A 17,994-nucleotide genomic window follows, 5' to 3' on the forward strand; every position below is an offset into this window, starting at 1 on the left:
TGCCGGCGGTGCGGGCGGAGCCACACCGGCAGCAGGCTCGACGACTGCGGCCGGCGGAGCCGGCGGCGCGGGCGGAGCCACACCGGCAGCAGGTTCAACGACAGCCGCGGGAGGGGCGGGCGGACCCGCCGGAGCACCGGCACCACCGGCCTGAGCCAACGGAGCGCCAGGAGCCGGCGGCGCGGGCGGAGCCACACCGGCAGCAGGTTCAACGACAGCCGCGGGAGGGGCGGGCGGACCCGCCGGAGCACCGGCACCACCGGCCTGAGTTAACGGAGCGCCAGGAGCCGGCGGCGCGGGCGGAGCCACACCGGCAGCAGGTTCAACGACAGCTGCGGGAGGGGCGGGCGGACCCCCCGGAGCACCGGCACCACCGGCCTGAGCCAACGGAGCGGCGGGAGCAGGCGGCGCCGGGGGCACCGCACCGCCACCCGAACCAGCCGCCGGCACACCGGGACCACCCGGAACCGGCGGCACCACACCACCACCCGAACCAGCCGCCGGCACACCCGGACCACCCGGAACCGGCGGCACCACACCACCACCCGAACCAGCCGCCGGCACACCCGGACCACCCGGAACCGGCGGTGTCACCGCACTAGAGGTGTCGACCAATCCCGTCGGCGGCAGCGGAGCCCGCGGCGGAGTCGCGGTGGCGATCCCGTTCAGCGATCCGGCGGGCGGGATGCCCACCGACGGCGGTGTCGCCGTGGTGATTCCGTTGGTCGAGCCGGCCGGTGGGACGCCCACCGACGGCGGCGCGACATTCGTCAGGGCAGTGTTCGCGCCCGGTAGCGCTTCCGGGATGCGACCGGGAACGGTGAGCAGCTGCTGCATGATGTTGACGCACGGAACGCCCGGGCTGACCGTCACATTGGGATCGGCGATCGCCGACGTGGGATTGAAGAGCTGAACGGCCCAGCACGCCCCTGCGGTGGCAAGGGCGGTGACGCCCAAACGATGTGTGGTCCGCGACATGTTCCCTCGATCTCTGTGCGCTGCCTGTGACGCCTGTGCGTCGGGAGGAACGTATGCCGGGACAGCGAATTGGCCGCTGCGACAATTCGGCGTTTACCGAACTGTTGCGAATGCGAGGTATTTCAGTGACAGAGCCGCGTAGGCCCTGCTTGAGCGGATTTCTTTCGCCTTGCGAAGGAGACATCTCGGCATCATCGGAACGTCACGTCGCGGTTCCCGAAATCCTCAGCAACGTGCACTACGCAAACCATCGGCAGAACCGGTGACCGGTGACGTGCACGGCGTGCTGAGTGCCCGCGCATGCGGACCGCCGCAGAAGATTGCGCCGCATCGACACTGAAGACGTTGACCCACAACGACTCCACCACGTCGACCGCTTGGGCGAGGCTCAGCAGTCAAGCATCGGAGCCGTCGACTTCACCTCCACGCGCGCGCTCGACGGCAGCGCCCGCACCTCGGCGCACTCGTTACGAACACCGTGCGCCTGTCGCCGCGCGCCCAGCGCCTGACCGCGGTCGGCTGAGCGACGGCGCGCCGGACCGGGACACCGGTCCGGTGCGTTTACGTTGTCGGAATGGACCTCTGGCTGGCAGCCGATCCCGCGTTCTTCGGCGGCCCCGGACAGGGTCCGCGCCAGCTCATCGAGCTGTTCGTCGCCTTCGGGCTCACCGCGCTGATCGGCCTGGAACGCGAGATTCAGGGTAAGAGCGCAGGCCTGCGCACCCAGACCATCGTCGGCACCGCCGCGGCCCTGATCCTGCTGGTGAGCAAGTACGGCTTCAGCGACGTACTGGCCGCGGGGACCGTCGAGGTCGACCCGTCACGCGTGGCGGCCCAAATCGTGTCGGGCATCGGGTTTCTCGGCGCCGGCATCATCATCTTCCGGCGAGGGTCGGTGCACGGACTGACCACCGCGGCCGCGGTGTGGGAGTCCGCGGCGATCGGGATGGCCGCAGGCGCCGGGTTGTTGCTGCTGGCGTGCACGGTCACCGCGATGCACTTCGTCATCGTGCTCGGCTTCATGCCGTTGGCGCGGCGCCTCAACGCCCGGCTCAGCGGATCGGTGCGTCTGCACATCACCTACCGGGAAGGCCAGGGTGTACTGACCCGGCTGTTGCAGGCCTGCGAGCGGCGCGGGTGGCAGCTGGCCGAACTGGCCGCCGACGCGCCGGGCGAGCCGCTGGGCGCCGGCCCGGGGCAGACCGGGGTGATGCTGACCTTGGCCGGTGACCGCATCTTGAGCGCGCCGACGGTGCTGGCGACCATCGACGGCGTCACCGCGATCCGTCAGCTCGACGACGATCCCGACTGACGCCGCTCAGTCGGGATGGCGTCCGGCGCGGTACGACGCCACGACACCGACCGCGACGAACGCGGCGAACACCGCGAACAGCCAGCGGGCGGCCGTCGCGCTGCCGTCGTCGGTCATGTTGACCACCACGCCGGCCAGGCCGGCGCCGAAGGCCCCGCAGATCAGCTGCACCGTGTTGATCGCCGCCGCGGCGGCCGGCCCCTCGGCCGGGTCCCCGACCCGGCTCATCGCCCACGCGGACAGGTGCGGCCAGGCGACGCCGATCCCGGTGCCGGTGAGCAACAGCCCGACCGCCCACAGCGCGGTCCACGCGGGCGACATCTCGTCACGTAAGGCCACCACTCCCAGCGCCAGCCCGGTGGCCATCACCAGCGGAGCGGCCGCGACGGTGCGCACGATGACGCGGGTGCGGCGCAGCGAGGCGCTGCTGATCTCGCCGCCCGTCCAGCCGACCGACAGCACCGCCCCGAAGAATCCGGCGACCACCGGCGCCAGCCCGGCGAGGCGCTGACCGAACAGCGGCACGTACATGTCGACCATGGTGGCCGCCATCAGCAGGCCCAAGGTGACGTAGATCCACTTCAGCGGCCCGGACGAGAACGTGCTGGGCGGCAGCACCGCCGCACCGGCCCGCCGGTCGGCGTAGACGAACACCATCACGATCAGCGCGCCCAACGCCAGCAGGGCCGCGGTGGCGCGCGCATCGTGCGGCACCCCGGCCGAGCTGACCACCAGCGCCGCCGCGCCGAGCAACAGCAGCGACCGCAGCGGGATGCGCACCCGCTGGGCCGCCACGGCACCGGACTCCCGGCCCGGCAGCGCGAACGGCACCAGCACCGCCATCGCGAGGGTCAGCACGACCAGCACCCCGAAAGCCCAACGCCACGAACCGAATTGGGCGAACAGGCCGCCGGCGGAGGGGCCGACGAGCGTGCCCACCCCCCACATCGCCGACACCAGCGCCGAGGCGCGGGTCCACAGGTGCCTCGGCAGCGCGGTGTTGATCACGGCGTAGCCCAGCCCAGCGAGCAGTCCCCCGGCGGCGCCCTGCACCGTGCGCCCGGCCAGCAGGAGCTCCATCGACGGCGCCAGCGCGCAGCCGAGGCTGCCGGCCCCGAACACGGTCAGCCCGCCCAGGTACGCCGTCCGCGCGCCGAGGCGCATCAGCAGCGGGTGCACGGTGGTGGCGGCGACCACGGAGGCGACCAGGTACACCGTCGTCACCCAGGCGTAGAACCGGTGACCGCCGATGTCGGCCACCGCGCTGGGCATCAGGCTGATGGTGAGGAACTCGTTGGTCGCGTACAGCGCGACGCCGCCGGCAAGCACCGTGGAGGCACCGAGGTGCCGGGGCCCCAGCAGGTCGCGCCAGGCGCCCGGGGTGACGGTCGCGGTTTCAGTCACCCGCTCACGCTAGGAGCTCAACTCCGGTTGAGGTCAAGCGCCGGTCACTTCAGCCCGGCCGCATCCATCCCGCGCAGCTCTTTCTTCAGGTCGTGGATCTCGTCGCGGATGCGCGCGGCCAACTCGAACTGCAGATCCCGTGCGGCGGTCATCATCTGTTCGGTCAGATCCTTGATCAGGTCCGCCAACTCCGCGCGCGGCATGTTCGCGGTGTCGCGACCCTCGACGATGCCGGCGCTGACCGCGCGACCCGGCTCGCCCGGCGCCCGCCGGCCCCGCGACGAATTGCGCCCGGAGCCGCCGACCTCCACCGTCTCGGTGTCGTCGGCCTCCCGATACACCTGGTCGAGAATGTCGGCGATCTTCTTGCGCAGCGGCTTCGGGTCGATTCCGTGCTCTTTGTTGTACGCGATCTGCTTGGCGCGGCGCCGTTCGGTCTCGTCGATCGCCTCGCGCATCGAGTCGGTGATGTTGTCGGCGTACATGTGCACCTCGCCGGACACGTTGCGTGCCGCCCGGCCGATGGTCTGGATGAGGCTGCGGGTGGACCGCAGGAAGCCCTCCTTGTCGGCATCGAGAATCGCCACCAGCGACACCTCGGGCAGGTCGAGACCCTCACGCAGCAGGTTGATCCCGACCAGCACGTCGTACTCACCGAGGCGCAGCTGGCGGAGCAGTTCGACGCGGCGCAGCGTGTCGACCTCCGAATGCAGGTACCGCACCCGGATCCCGAGCTCGAGGAGGTAGTCGGTGAGGTCCTCGGCCATCTTCTTGGTCAGCGTGGTGACCAGCACGCGCTCGTCGCGCTCGGTGCGCTTGCGGATCTCGCCGATGAGATCGTCGATCTGGCCCTTGGTGGGTTTGACGATGACCTCCGGATCGACCAGCCCCGTGGGCCGGATGACCTGTTCGACGAACTCACCGCCGGACTGCGCCATCTCGTACGCGCCGGGAGTGGCCGACAGGTACACCGTCTGCCCGATCCGGTCGGCGAACTCCTCCCAGGTCAAGGGTCGATTGTCGACCGCCGAAGGCAGCCGGAACCCGAAGTCGACCAAGTTGCGCTTACGGGACATGTCGCCCTCGTACATCCCGCCGATCTGCGGGACGGTGACGTGCGACTCGTCGATGACCAGCAGGAAGTCCTCGGGGAAGTAGTCGAGCAGCGTGGCGGGCGCCGACCCGGCCGGGCGACCGTCGATGTGGCGCGAATAGTTCTCGATGCCCGAGCAGAAGCCGACCTGGCGCATCATCTCGATGTCGTAGTTGGTGCGCATCCGCAGCCGCTGCGCCTCCAGCAGCTTGCCCTGCCCCTCGAGTTCGGCGAGCCGCGCCTCGAGCTCCTGTTCGATGGTCGAGATGGCCTGCGCCATCCGCTCCGGGCCGGCGACGTAGTGGGTGGCGGGGAAGATCCGCAGCGAGTCGACCCGGCGGACGATGTCCCCGGTCAGCGGATGCAGGTAGTACAGCGCCTCCACCTCGTCACCGAAGAACTCGATGCGCACCGCGAGCTCCTCGTAGGACGGGATGATCTCGACGGTGTCGCCCCGGACCCGGAAGGTGCCGCGGGTGAACGACATGTCGTTGCGGGTGTACTGGACGTCGACCAGCAGGCGCAGCAGCCCGTCACGCGGCACCTCGTCACCGACCTTCAGCTCCACCGAACGGTCCATGTAGGACTGCGGCGTGCCCAGGCCGTAGATGCACGACACCGACGCCACCACGACCACATCGCGCCGGGAGAGCAGGCTCGACGTCGCGGAGTGCCGGAGCCGCTCCACATCGTCGTTGATCGAGCTGTCCTTCTCGATGTAGGTGTCGGTCTGCGCGATGTACGCCTCCGGCTGGTAGTAGTCGTAGTACGACACGAAGTACTCGACGGCGTTGTGCGGCAGCATCTCCCGCAGCTCGTTGGCCAGCTGGGCGGCCAGGGTCTTGTTCGGCGCCATCACCAGGGTGGGCCGTTGCAGCCGCTCGATCAGCCACGCGGTGGTGGCCGACTTGCCGGTGCCCGTGGCACCGAGCAGGACGACGTCCCGCTCACCGGCACGGATGCGCTGCTCGAGCTGGTCGATGGCGGCCGGCTGGTCACCGGCGGGCGCGTACGGGCTGACCACCTCGAAGCGCGCACCGGTGCGCACCATCGACTCGACGGGTCGGTACTCCGAGTGCGCCAGCACTGGATGCTCGGTAGCGAAAGCCATGTTCACAGGGTAGAACCAGGCACCGACACGGTCTTGTTCCCGGACTCCTATGCTGTGACCATCCACGCGCCCAAGCACGAGACCTTCGACCTCACCGCCCGCACGAACACCGACCCCAAGGGCATCGTGCGGGCCGTCGACGTCTACACCGTCGAACCGTGGGGCCTGTACATGGCCCGGCCGACCCCCGGCCGGGCACAGTTCCACTATCTCGAATCGTGGCTGCTGCCGTCGCTGAACCTGCGGGCCACGGTCTTCCACTTCAACCCGGGCCACGAGCGCGACCAGGACTTCTACCTCGACGTCGGGCGGTACACACCGGGCCCGCAGCGCTGGGTGGCCGAGGACCACTACCTCGACCTGACGGTCCGGACCGGCATCGGGGTCGAGCTGTGTGACGTCGACGAACTGCTGACCGCGGTCCGGCACAACCTGCTGACCCCGGAGGTCGGTGAGCAGGCGGTGCAGACCGCCGCGGCCGCGATCGACGGCCTCGCCCGGCACGGCTACGACCTACACCGCTGGCTGGCTGGCAACGGCATGGCTCTCGTGTGGCGAACATTGTAAGGTCACCTATCATGAGCCCTGTGAAGCGCGGATACGCCGCAGGTGCCGCGGCAGCGGTCATGATCGGTGCCTCGCAGTTAAGTCCGGCCGTCGCCGTCGCCGAACCGGTGGACCCGCCGCAGCCGGTGATCCAGGAGCCGGCCGGCCCCGTGGTGCTGCACAACATCGTCTACCGCGCGCGGATCGACGGGGTCTCCCGCGGGGCGACGATCAGCTACGCCGCCGAAGGCGATCAGACGCAGACCGCCAATCCCACGATGGTGCCCGGCCGGGTGTTCGAGGCCAACACCGTGCTGCCCGAGTCCGGCGTCGCGAACATGCGCGTGGCCATCGAGTGGCCGTACTCGGCGAACCTGCACTGCGAGATCCTGGTCGACGATCAGGTGGTGGCCCAGGCCGACGACTTCATCGCCCCACGGGTGCTGCCGCAGCGCGACGACCCGGACTACGGCGCCATCGTCTGCGAGGCACCGGTGAGCGGTGTGCAGAACATGCTGCCGGCGGATGCCGCCGCCCCGCCGCCCGATTCGAACGCACCGCCGCTGCCCTGACCGGTCAGGGCCGCCACCCCGTGGTGTCGGCCCACTCCCACGCCCGCCGGTAGGCGTCGAGAAACCACGGTTCCTTGGCCTCGGCATAGGCGCCCGTCGTGGGGGGCGCCGCCCCCGCCACGCGGCGTTTCAGCGCGAGGTAGTCGGCCTGCACGGCAGGGTTGGCGCGCAGCCACTCGACGAACAGCAGTGCGAACTGCTGATTCGGATGGCCCTCGACCCGCAGGTGCACATTGGTCGGGCGGCCTGGATCAGCCGAGCAGTGCACCCGCTTGTGCCACAGCGACTCGTCGTCGCGGTGGTCGAACGCGGTGACCGTCGAGCGCGCGTCGGCCTTGCCGACATCGGCGGTGACCGGCCGTCGCACGTAGCCCGCAGCGGTCAAGGCGTCCCGCAGTTCGTCCGCGTCCTCGAGCGAGGCGACCGTCACCTGGACGTCGATCACGTCCTTGGCGTCCATCCCGGGCACGGCCGTCGAGCCGATGTGGTCGATGCGCACCGCGCGGTGCCCGCAGGCGGTGCGCAACCGGGCGAGGATCCGGCCGGCCTGATCGGGCCAGGTGGCGTCGTACGGCACCAGCGCAGGCGCGGCCGCCGCCGGCTCCCCGACTCGCAGGTTGTGCGCGAACGGCAGGATCCGCTCATGCCACAGGGTCCGCGCCTGCTCGACGAGTTCTGCTGCGCTCCCGGAGTTGTCCAGCCACACATCGGCCACGGCCCGCCGCTGTTCCTCGGTGGCCTGTGCCGCGATCCTGGCCCGCGCGTCCTGCTCGCTGAACCCGCGGTATTCGATCAACCGGGCGACCCGCAGATCCTCGGCGGCGTGCACGATCACCACGAGCGGGAACATCGGCGCCATTCCCGACTCGACCAGCAGAGGGATGTCCTCGATGATCACCGCATCCGAGTGCGCGGCGTCGATCAGCTCCGACCGGCGCTTCGCGACCAGCGGATGCACGATGCCGTTGAGGGTCTGGCGCTTGTCCTCGTCGCTGAACGCGATGGCCGCCAGCGCAGGCCGGTTCAGCGCGCCGTCGGGGGTCAGGATGTCCTCACCGAACGCGTCGACCAGCTTCGCCAGCCCCTCGGTGCCCGGTTCGACGACCTCCCGCGCGATCACATCGCCGTCGACGACGATGCCGCCGAGCTCACTGAACGTCGAGGACACCGTCGATTTCCCGGCGCCGATCCCGCCGGAGAGCCCTATGCGCAGCACCGGACCAGTCTGTCAGCAAGGACGCCGGAAACGGCGAACGCCCCGGCTCGGTGAGCCGGGGCGTTCGTCGTGAACTGGACTGGTCAGGCGTTGCCGGCCAGCTTCTCGCGCAGTGCGGCGAGCTGAGCGTCGCTGGCGAGCGTTCCGCCGGTCGACTCCTCCGACCGCGACGAGCCGTTCGACACGGGGCGCTCGGCCGCCTCGGCCTCGGCCGCGGCGAACCGCTCCATCTGCGCGGTGTGCATCTTGTGCCGGCGCTCCGCCTCGGCGTAGCGGGACTCCCACTCCTCACGCTGCTTCTCGAAGCCCTCGAGCCACTCGTTGGTCTCGGAGTCGAAGCCCTCGGGGAAGATGTAGTTGCCCTGCTCGTCGTAGCTGTCGGCCATGCCGTACTTCGAGGGGTCGAACTCCTCGGTGTAGTCCTCGTTGGCCTGCTTGAGCGACAGCGAGATCCGGCGACGCTCGAGGTCGATGTCGATGACCTTGACCATCGCGTCGTCGCCGACCTGGACCACCTGGTCCGGGACCTCGACGTGACGCTCGGACAGCTCGGAGATGTGCACCAGGCCCTCGATGCCCTCCTCGACGCGGACGAACGCACCGAACGGCACCAGCTTGGTGACCTTGCCGGGCACGATCTGACCGATCGCGTGGGTGCGGGCGAAGTGGCGCCACGGATCTTCCTGCGTCGCCTTGAGCGACAGCGAGACCCGCTCGCGGTCCATGTCGACGTCGAGCACCTCGACGGTGACCTCGTCGCCCACCTGAACCACCTCGGACGGGTGGTCGATGTGCTTCCAGGACAGTTCGGAGACGTGGACCAGGCCGTCGACCCCGCCGAGATCGACGAAGGCGCCGAAGTTGACGATCGAGGACACGACACCCTTGCGGATGGCGCCCTTCTGCAGCTGGTTGAGGAACTCGCTGCGCACCTCGGACTGGGTCTGCTCCAGCCACGCGCGGCGCGAGAGGACCACGTTGTTGCGGTTCTTGTCGAGCTCGATGATCTTCGCCTCGATCTCCTTGCCGATGTACGGCTGCAGATCGCGGACGCGACGCATCTCGACCAGCGACGCGGGCAGGAAGCCGCGCAGGCCGATGTCGAGGATCAGGCCGCCCTTGACGACCTCGATGACGGTGCCCTTGACGGCCTCGTCCTTCTCCTTGAGCTCCTCGATGGTGCCCCAGGCGCGCTCGTACTGGGCGCGCTTCTTGGACAGGATCAGGCGGCCTTCCTTGTCCTCCTTGGTGAGGACCAGGGCTTCGACCTCGTCGCCGACGGACACAACCTCATTGGGGTCGACGTCGTGCTTGATCGAGAGCTCGCGGGACGGGATGACGCCTTCGGTCTTGTAGCCGATGTCGAGCAGGACCTCGTCGCGGTCCACCTTGACGATGGTCCCTTCGACGATGTCGCCATCGTTGAAGTACTTGATGGTCTTGTCGATGGCGGCGAGGAAGTCTTCCGCGGAGCCGATGTCGTTGAGGGCTACCTGCGGGGACGTGACGGAGGGACTTGGCATGTGGTGGGTTGCTCCGGACAGCTTTGGTCGTAGGGACAGAAATGATGATGATTGTTGTGCCTGCGATCGAATACACACAGGTACGTCACGAGACTACTCGACGTCGACCACGCGGGACAAACCCATGGCCCGTGGCGCGGCGAATCCCTGCTTATGCTGCAGCGGTGTCCCAGCTCGGCGGGCCCCCGCCCCACCTCCCGCCGTCCGCGCTCCGTCCACCGTTGACGCTGAAGTTGCGCCAGGTCGGGGCGCCGCTGGGCGTCCTGATCGCGCTCGGCACGGTCGTCGGGCTGATCGTGATCGCGCTGACCGTGGTCAATCCCGTCGGCACCGCGATCGCCTTCGTCCTGTCGACCGGGGCCATGGCGGTGGTGGTGCTGGCCTACGTGTGGCTCGACCGGTGGGAACCCGAGCCACCGCGGCTGCTGGTGTTCGCGTTCCTGTGGGGCGCCTCGGTGGCGATCGTCCTGTCGATGGTGCTGGGAACGGTGTTCGAGGCGGTCCTCGCGCCCGGCGGCGCCGCGGACGTCAGCGCACTGTCGGTCGTGCTGGGCGCCCCGCTGATCGAAGAGGCGGCGAAAGGGCTCTTTCTGCTGCTCATGATGACCGGGCGGCGGCGCAACGAGCTCAACACGATGACCGACTGTCTGGTCTATGCGGGCCTGGTCGGCGTCGGCTTTGCGTGGCTGGAGGACATCCTCTACATCGCCGGGGCGGAGACGGTCGGCGACTCACTGCTGACGGCGGCCCTTCGGCTGATCATGGCGCCGTTCGCGCATTCGCTGTTCACGACGATGTTCGCGGTCGGTGTCGGTCTCGCACTGCGGCAGCACAGCGCCGTGGCCAGGATCGCGCTGGTCATCGGCGGCTACGCGGTCGCGGTCATGATGCACGCGCTGTGGAACGGGTCCTCGCAGCTGGGCTTCGATACCTATCTGCTGGTTTACGTGCTGTGGATGGTGCCGGTGTTCGCGGTGTCGATCGCGCTGGCCGTGGGCAGCCGGCGCCGGGAACAGCGCCTGGTCGCTGCGAAACTGCCCGGCATGGTCGCCGCCGGGCTGGTCATGCCCAACGAGGCGACCTGGCTGGGCTCGCTGCGCAACCGCAAGGCGGCGATCGCCGAGGCCCGCCGCCTCGGCGGCCCGGCGGCGGGTAAGGCGGTCGGAGCGTTCGCCGCGCAGGTCGTGGAACTGGCGTACGTCCGCGACCGGATCGACCGGGGATTCGGCGATGCGCGGGTCTTCGCGCTGCAGTACGACGAGGCCCACCGTGTGCACGCGGCGCGCGCGGCCGCGCCGGCGCTGCACTGGCTGGCCGGCTACCGGGCACCTCGGCCCTTGTGATCCGGTAATCGACTTGCCGGGCGCGCGATACTGCTGACATGGTCGCCCACCTGCTCGATGTGCTGCCGGCGTTCCTGCTGGCGGCCGTGATCCTGGCCATGCTGCCGGGGCCGGCGATGGCGCTGTTCCTGCACCGCTCCCTTCGCGACGGCCGCGCCGCCGGGTTGGCCGCCGTGGTCGGCAATGAGATCGGGATCTTCGGCTGGACCGTGGCCGGTGGCGCGGGCCTGTCCGTGCTGCTGATGGCCAACCGGGCCCTCTCGATCGCCCTGCACGTGGTGGGCGCGGTGGTGTTGGTCTGGCTCGGCGTCAGCGCGTGGCAGAGCGCGAAACGCCCGGCCATGCTCGCCGTGCCCGCCGAGCCGCGGGGCGGCACGCCGGGCGCGGCGTTCCGCGCGGCGCTGCTGTCGATCGCCGCGAACCCCAAGGCCGCGGCGTTCGGCATCGTGGTGGTGCCGCAGTTCCTGCCGTCCAGCGGTCCGGTGCTGCCCACCCTGCTGGTGCTGGCCCTCATCCAACTGGTGATCGACACCGCCTGGTGCGCCGGCGTCGTGCTCGCCGCGTCCCGGGCACGGGAAGTGCTGAGCCGCACGCACATCCGTCGCCGCATCGACCGTGCCATGGGCGCGATCCTGGTGGCGCTGGGACTCGGCCTGGCCGCCGAAGCGCGCTGATCCGGACTAGTGCGCGGCCGCGTCCCAGCTGCGGCCGTACCCGACGCTGACCTCCAGCGGGACGTCGAGCGGGTACGCGCTGCCCATCTGCTCGCGCACCAGCGCGTCGAGCGCATCCCGCTCTCCCTCGGCGACCTCGAACAGCAGCTCGTCGTGAACCTGCAGCAGCATCCGAGACGTCAACCCGGCATCCTTGATCGCCCGGTCGACGTTGATCATCGCCATCTTGATGATGTCGGCGGCGCTGCCCTGGATCGGCGCATTGAGCGCGGCGCGTTCGGCCGCCTCGCGAACATTGCGGTTACTGCTGTCGAGTTCGGGCAGATAGCGCCTGCGGCCGAACACCGTCGAGGTGTAGCCGTCCTTGCGGGCCTGGTCCACCACGTCGCGCAGGTAGTCCCGGATTCCGCCGAATCGGGCGAAGTACTGGTCCATCTGGACCTTCGCCTCCTCGGTGGAGATCTTGAGCTGGGCGGCCAGCCCGTAGGCACTCAACCCGTAGGCCAGGCCGTAGGACATCGCCTTGACGCGGCGCCGCAGATCCGCGGTCACCTCGTCGATCGGCACGTCGAACGCCCGGGAGGCGACGAACGAGTGCAGGTCCTCACCGGTGTTGAACGCCTCGATCAGCCCGGCGTCCTGCGACAGGTGCGCCATGATCCGCATCTCGATCTGGCTGTAGTCGGCCGTCATCAGCTCGGCGTAGTCGCCGTGTGCACCGCGGCCGACCACGAACGCGTCGCGGATGCGGCGGCCGGCTTCGGTGCGGATGGGAATGTTCTGCAGGTTCGGCTCGGTGGAGGACAACCGGCCGGTGGCCGCGATGGTCTGGTTGAACGTGGTGTGGATCCGGCCGTCCGAGGCCACCGAGTTCAGCAGCCCGTCGACGGTGACCTTCAGGCGGGTGGCGTCCCGGTGGGCCAGCAGATGCTGCAGGAACGGGTGCCCGGTCTTGTCGAACAGGGACTGCAGCGCGTCGGCGTCCGTGGTGTAGCCGGTCTTGGTGCGCTTGGTCTTGGGCATCTCGAGCTCGTCGAACAGCACGGTCTGCAGCTGTTTGGGCGAGCCGAGGTTGATCTGCTTGCCGATCACCGCGTACGCGGCCTCGGCGGCGTCGCGGATCTGATCGGCGAATTCGCTCTGCAGGCCCTTGAGCTGCTCGATGTCGACGGCGATGCCGGCGTGCTCCATCTCGGCGAGCACACGCTGCACCGGCAGTTCCATCCGGCCGAGCAGCGAGGACGAGTCGATCTTGGCGAGCTCCTCGTCGAGGGCGTCGGCCAGGTCGAGCACCGCAACCGCCCGTAGGATCACCGTCTGGACGGCCTGATCGTCGACGCCGTCGCCGTCGTCGAGCAGCGACAGCTGCTGCTGCTGGGGATCCTCCGCGCGCAACTCGCGCCGCAGGTAGCGCAACGACAGGTCGTCGAGGCTGAAGCTGCGCTGCCCCGGCCGCACCAGGTACGCGGCCAGCGCCGTGTCGGAGGTGACGCCGTTGAGGGTCCAGCCCCGCCCGGCGAGGTCGTGGAACGCCAGCTTGGCCTCGTGCAGGGCCTTCGGCGGACCCGGATCGGCGAGCCAGGACGCCAGCGCGGCCTCGTCCTCCGGGTCGAGCGTCGAGGTGTCGATGTAGCGGCCCTCGCCGTCGGCGGACACGATCGCCAGCGCGGTGGCGTCCGCGTCGTAGGCGAGATGGGTGCCCACGACCGCGAGCCCGAACCGGTTGCCGAGGCTGTGCTCGGCGAGCCAGCCCGCCAGCTCGCCGGGCTGCAGCGCCTGACCGCGCACATCGAAGCCGTGTTCGACCTCGGGCTCGACGGCGGCCAGGGTCTCGAAGAGCCGGTCCCGCAGGACGCGGAACTCCAGGTCGTCGAAGAGCCGGTGGATCTGGTCGCGGTTCCACGGCTGCATCCGCAACGTGTCGGGGGTCTGCGCCAGCGGGACGTCCTTCACCAGATCGGTGAGCTCGCGGTTGAGGATGACGTGGCTCAGGTTGGCCCGCAGCGCGTCGCCGACCTTGCCCTTGACCTGGTCGACGTTGTCAACCAGGGCCTGCAGCGACCCGTACTCGGCGATCCACTTGGTGGCTGTCTTCTCCCCCACGCCCGGGATGCCGGGCAGGTTGTCGCTCGGGTCACCGCGCAGGGCGGCGAAATCCGGGTACTGCCGGGGGGTGAGCCCGTACTTCTCGAGCACCGCGTCGGGGGTGAAGCGGGTGAGTTCGCTGACACCCTTGCGCGGGTAGAGCACCGTCACCGCATCGCTGACCAGTTGCAGCGAGTCGCGGTCGCCGGTGACCACCAGGACGCGGTAGGCCTCCTCCTCGGCCTGGGTGGCCAGCGTCGCGATGATGTCGTCGGCCTCGTAACCGGGCTCGGCGAGCACCGTGATGCCCAGCGCCACCAGCACCTCTTTGGTGATGTCGATCTGGCCGCGGAACTCGTCGGGGGTGGCCGACCGGCCGGCCTTGTACTCGGGGTACTTGTCGACGCGGAACGTCTTGCGGGACACGTCGAAGGCGGCGGCCACGTGGGTGGGCTGCTCGTCGCGCAGCAGGTTGATCAGCATCGCGGTGAAGCCGTAGACCGCATTGGTGGTCAGCCCGCCCTGGGTCTTGAAGTTCTCGGCCGGCAGCGCATAGAACGCGCGGTAGGCCAACGAATTGCCGTCCAGCAGCATCAGCGTGGGCGTGTCAGACGCCTTCTCGCTGGCCTTCTCACCGGCCTTCGCGGCGGCCGTTTTCTTCGCGGTCGGGGTGCTGGCTGGGCTCACGGCCCTACTCTATGCACCGCCCCCGACACGCAGGTGCCTGCGGGCCAGCCCGATCAGCGCGCGGGCCGCCGGGCTGACGGGCCCGGCCGCCCGCCAGGCCAGCACCAGGCGCCCGCGCAGCCGTGGAGTGATGCGCAGGGCGTGAAGGCCGGGCCGGTGACGCGCCACCGACTCCGGCACGATCGCCACCCCGAGGCCGTGCGCTGCCAGGGCGGCCACCTCGATGGGCGTGCTCGCCTCGAACGCCACGCGGGGCGTCACCCCGGCCGCCGTACACGCCTCGTCGAGCCGGCGGCGGATCCCGGTGCCGGCGGGCAGCGCGATGAGCGGCCGCTCGGCCAGCGCCGCCAGCGGCACCGTCCGGCGACGCCGCCAGGCGTCGTCGCGGTGCACGGCCGCCTCGATCTCCTCGTCGGTGACCACCTCGACGGCGAGCCCGTCGGGCACCTCCCCGGCGCCCACCGAGGCGATGACCACATCGAGCCGGCCGGACCGCACGCCCTCGATCAGCGCGTCGGAATCCTCGGTGCCCAGGGTGATCTCGACGGCCGGATGTGCCTGATGGAACTCGGCCAGCAGGGCGGGCATGTCGACGCTGTGCGAGGTCACCGTGCCGATCGCCACAGAACCCCGCATCAGACCGGACAGTTCGCCGACGGCGCGCCGGACGTCGGCGACCGCGGCCAGGGCCGCGCGAGCGTGGGTCAGGGCCGCCTCACCCGCGGCGGTCGTGGTGACCTGACGGCTCGAGCGGTCCAGTAACGGCTCCCCCAGCTCGCGCTCCAGCCGCGCGACCGCGGCGCTGACCGCCGGCTGCGCGACGTGCACGCGACGCGCGGCGCGGGTGAAGCTGCGCTCCTCGGCCACGGCGACCAGGTACTCGAGCTGCCGAAGATCCATAAGCACAGTTTATAGTTCCTGTACTGAACCGCTATTGGACTTATGAACCGTGCCGGCTCACCGTGGAGTCATGGCCACCTTCGTTCTGATCCCCGGCGCCTGCCACGGCGCATGGTGCTTCGACGACCTCACCGACACGCTGCGACGAGAGGGCCACCGGGTGCTGGCGTACACGCTCACCGGCGTCGCCGAGCGCGCGCACCTCGCCCGAGCCGGCGTCAATCTCGACACCCACATCGCCGACGTGCTGGCCGCCGTGGCGGCCGACGCCCCCGACGCGAAGGTCGTGCTGGTGGGCCACAGCTACGGCGGCATGGTGATCACGGGCGTGGCCGACCGGATTCCCAACCGCGTCGACGCGCTGGTCTATCTCGACGCACTGGTACCCCACGATGGTGAATCCTGTTGGCACCTGGTCAATGACGAGGAGCGGCAGTGGTACCTCGACGTGGACGACACCGGGTACGGCGTGCCGCCGATGCCGTTCTTCGACCCCAGGGCCAGCGCGCATCCGCTGGCGTCTTTGCTGCAGCGCATCTCGCTGCGCGGCGACCTGAGCGGTATCCGTCGCCGCGACTTCGTCTACGCCCTGAACTGGCCGGGCGACTCACCGCTGCGGCCGTCGTACGAACGGGTGCGCGAGGATCCGGCCTGGCGGGTGCACGAACTCGACGGCGCGCACAACCTGATGCGGGACAACCCCGACGATCTGCGGCGCATACTGCTCGACGTCGCGGGGTCCGGCTGAGTTCACGCTCTCGGCCTCCACCGCGAGCACGCCGCACCGCCGCATGCCCCGATCGGCGCGGCGGCACGGTAACTGGAACACGTTTCAGTTTTGTCGGCCGACTGGGTACGCTGACCGCGTGTCAGCATCCATCCAACCCGCGATCGACGGCTGGTTCGCCACCGACGGATCAGGTGAGGCCTATCTGCTCGGCGGCAAATGCCACCGGTGCGGGACCTACGTGTTCCCGCCGCGGGCCACCAACTGCCCGAACCCCGGTTGCGACGGCGACGAGCTCGCGCAGGTGCCGCTGTCGCGGCGCGGGAGATTGTGGAGTTACACCGAGAACCGGTATGCCCCACCACCGCCCTATCCGTCGCCGGAGCCGTTCGAGCCGTTCGCGGTGGCGGCGGTCGAGCTGGCCGAGGAAGGGATCATCGTGCTCGGCAAGGTCGTCGACGGCACACTGGCCGCCGACCTGAAGGTGGGCATGGAAATGGAACTGACCACGATGCCGCTGTTCGTCGATGACGACGGCATCGAACGCATCGTGCACGCCTGGAGGATCGCGAGATGACGCCGGAACCGCTCTACATCCTCGGCGCGGGCATGCATCCCTGGGGCAAATGGGGCAACGACTTCACCGAATACGGTGTGGTGGCCGCCCGTTCGGCCCTGGCCGAAGCCGGCCTGGACTGGCGCCAGATCCAGCTGGTCGCCGGTGCGGACACCATCCGCAACGGCTACCCGGGCTTCGTCGCCGGCGCCACCTTCGCTCAGAAGCTGGGGTGGAACGGCGTCCCGGTGTCGTCCTCCTATGCCGCATGCGCCAGCGGTTCGCAGGCCCTGCAGAGCGCCCGCGCCCAGATCCTGGCCGGCTTCTGCGACGTCGCGCTGGTGGTCGGCGCCGACACCACGCCCAAGGGATTCTTCGCGCCCGTCGGTGGCGAACGGCGCAACGATCCCGACTGGCAGCGTTTCCGTCTCATCGGCGCCACCAACCCGGTGTACTTCGCGCTGCTGGCTCGGCGCCGCATGGATCTCTACGGCGCCACGCTCGAGGATTTCGCGGCGGTCAAGGTCAAGAACGCCCGCCACGGGCTGGAGAACCCGAACGCCCGGTTCCGCAAGGAGACCTCCGTCGACGACGTGCTGGCCAGCCCCATGGTCGCCGACCCCCTCCGCTTGCTCGACATCTGCGCCACCTCCGACGGCGCCGCGGCACTGATCGTGGCCAGTAAGCGCTTCGCCGAGAAGCACCTCGGATCGGTCGAAGGGGTGCCGTCGGTGCGGGCGATCAGCACCGTGACCCCGCGCTATCCCCAGCACCTGCCCGAGCTGCCCGACATCGCCACCGATTCCACCGCGGTGGTGCCCGCACCCGAGCGGGTGTTCAAGGACCAGATTCTCGACGCCGCCTACGCCGAGGCCGGTATCGGACCCGAGGACCTGTCGGTCGCCGAGGTCTACGACCTGTCCACCGCGCTGGAACTCGACTGGTACGAACACCTCGGCCTGTGCGCCAAGGGTGAAGCCGAACAGCTCTTGCGCAGCGGCGCCACCACGATCGGCGGCCGGATCCCGGTGAACCCGTCCGGTGGACTCGCCTGCTTCGGTGAGGCGATTCCGGCCCAGGCCATCGCCCAGGTCTGCGAACTCACCTGGCAGCTCAAGGGACAGGCCACCGGACGTCAGGTCGAGGGCGCGAAGGTGGGCGTCACCGCGAACCAGGGCCTGTTCGGCCACGGCTCGTCGGTGATCGTCGCGCGGTAGCGTCCCGATGCGCCGACACTACGGTCGTTGACGGATTTCGGCGGATTTCG

Annotated in this window: 15 protein-coding genes; 9 read left to right on the plus strand and 6 right to left on the minus strand. The window is 69.7% G+C overall.

What is annotated here, in order from left to right:
• Positions 1 to 604: 604 nt before the first annotated feature.
• A complete protein-coding gene (locus E4P42_RS27095; protein WP_167759586.1) occupies positions 605 to 913 on the plus strand; it encodes a hypothetical protein in 309 nt (102 codons plus the stop codon).
• A gap of 639 nt (positions 914 to 1,552) precedes the next feature.
• Positions 1,553 to 2,290, plus strand: a complete 738-nt coding sequence (locus E4P42_RS22845; protein WP_135128393.1) for an MgtC/SapB family protein — start codon at positions 1,553 to 1,555, stop codon at positions 2,288 to 2,290.
• A gap of 6 nt (positions 2,291 to 2,296) precedes the next feature.
• On the opposite strand, the gene E4P42_RS22850 is transcribed toward E4P42_RS22845, so the two are convergent.
• Both E4P42_RS22850 and uvrB read right to left on the minus strand, forming a co-directional pair.
• The gene (locus E4P42_RS22850; RefSeq protein ID WP_135128394.1) at positions 2,297 to 3,694 is read right to left on the minus strand and encodes an MFS transporter; all 1,398 of its coding nucleotides are present in this window, start codon (positions 3,692 to 3,694) and stop codon (positions 2,297 to 2,299) included.
• Between the two features lie 44 nt (positions 3,695 to 3,738).
• Positions 3,739 to 5,898, minus strand: coding sequence for an excinuclease ABC subunit UvrB (uvrB, locus tag E4P42_RS22855; RefSeq protein ID WP_135128395.1), 2,160 nt, complete (start codon positions 5,896 to 5,898; stop codon positions 3,739 to 3,741).
• Positions 5,899 to 6,024: 126 nt separating this feature from the next.
• Here uvrB and E4P42_RS22860 point away from each other — a divergent pair, with 126 nt between their 5' ends.
• Together E4P42_RS22860 and E4P42_RS22865 are read left to right on the plus strand one after the other, a co-directional pair.
• Positions 6,025 to 6,465: a DUF402 domain-containing protein gene (locus E4P42_RS22860; RefSeq protein ID WP_167759590.1), complete on the plus strand. Its 441-nt coding sequence runs from the start codon at positions 6,025 to 6,027 to the stop codon at positions 6,463 to 6,465.
• 11 nt (positions 6,466 to 6,476) lie between these two features.
• A complete protein-coding gene (locus E4P42_RS22865) occupies positions 6,477 to 7,016 on the plus strand; it encodes a hypothetical protein (protein ID WP_135128397.1) in 540 nt (179 codons plus the stop codon).
• Between the two features lie 4 nt (positions 7,017 to 7,020).
• Here E4P42_RS22865 and coaE read toward each other — a convergent pair whose 3' ends face one another.
• Positions 7,021 to 8,232, minus strand: a complete 1,212-nt coding sequence (gene coaE, locus E4P42_RS22870; protein WP_135128398.1) for a dephospho-CoA kinase — start codon at positions 8,230 to 8,232, stop codon at positions 7,021 to 7,023.
• Positions 8,233 to 8,315: 83 nt separating this feature from the next.
• A complete protein-coding gene (rpsA, locus tag E4P42_RS22875; protein ID WP_135128399.1) occupies positions 8,316 to 9,755 on the minus strand; it encodes a 30S ribosomal protein S1 in 1,440 nt (479 codons plus the stop codon).
• Between the two features lie 164 nt (positions 9,756 to 9,919).
• Here rpsA and E4P42_RS22880 point away from each other — a divergent pair, with 164 nt between their 5' ends.
• Both E4P42_RS22880 and E4P42_RS22885 read left to right on the plus strand, forming a co-directional pair.
• Positions 9,920 to 11,098, plus strand: coding sequence for a PrsW family intramembrane metalloprotease (locus E4P42_RS22880; RefSeq protein ID WP_371287073.1), 1,179 nt, complete (start codon positions 9,920 to 9,922; stop codon positions 11,096 to 11,098).
• 38 nt (positions 11,099 to 11,136) lie between these two features.
• On the plus strand, positions 11,137 to 11,772 hold the full coding sequence (locus E4P42_RS22885; RefSeq protein WP_135128400.1) for a LysE family translocator: 636 nt from the start codon (positions 11,137 to 11,139) through the stop codon (positions 11,770 to 11,772).
• Positions 11,773 to 11,778: 6 nt separating this feature from the next.
• Here the strand turns inward: E4P42_RS22885 and polA are convergent, their stop codons facing one another.
• Entirely contained in the window at positions 11,779 to 14,451 is a 2,673-nt protein-coding gene (gene polA, locus E4P42_RS22890; RefSeq protein ID WP_167759591.1) for a DNA polymerase I, read from the minus strand.
• A 102-nt stretch (positions 14,452 to 14,553) separates the two neighbouring features.
• Positions 14,554 to 15,444 carry a LysR substrate-binding domain-containing protein gene (locus tag E4P42_RS22895; RefSeq protein WP_135128402.1) on the minus strand — a complete coding sequence of 297 codons (891 nt, stop codon included), beginning with the start codon at positions 15,442 to 15,444 and terminating at the stop codon, positions 14,554 to 14,556.
• A 70-nt stretch (positions 15,445 to 15,514) separates the two neighbouring features.
• On the opposite strand from E4P42_RS22895, the gene E4P42_RS22900 reads away from it, so the two are divergent.
• The 3 genes from E4P42_RS22900 (at position 15,515) to E4P42_RS22910 (ending at position 17,944) form a co-directional block, all read left to right on the plus strand.
• Positions 15,515 to 16,192 carry an alpha/beta fold hydrolase gene (locus E4P42_RS22900; protein WP_135128403.1) on the plus strand — a complete coding sequence of 226 codons (678 nt, stop codon included), beginning with the start codon at positions 15,515 to 15,517 and terminating at the stop codon, positions 16,190 to 16,192.
• A gap of 118 nt (positions 16,193 to 16,310) precedes the next feature.
• The gene (locus E4P42_RS22905; protein ID WP_135128404.1) at positions 16,311 to 16,748 is read left to right on the plus strand and encodes a Zn-ribbon domain-containing OB-fold protein; all 438 of its coding nucleotides are present in this window, start codon (positions 16,311 to 16,313) and stop codon (positions 16,746 to 16,748) included.
• Positions 16,745 to 17,944, plus strand: a complete 1,200-nt coding sequence (locus tag E4P42_RS22910) for a lipid-transfer protein (RefSeq protein ID WP_135128405.1) — start codon at positions 16,745 to 16,747, stop codon at positions 17,942 to 17,944. Before E4P42_RS22905 ends, E4P42_RS22910 begins: the two co-directional genes overlap by 4 nt.
• Positions 17,945 to 17,994 lie beyond the last annotated feature (50 nt).

The sequence above is a fragment of the Mycobacterium sp. PS03-16 genome (assembly GCF_004570325.1).
In the GTDB taxonomy this organism is placed as follows: domain Bacteria; phylum Actinomycetota; class Actinomycetes; order Mycobacteriales; family Mycobacteriaceae; genus Mycobacterium.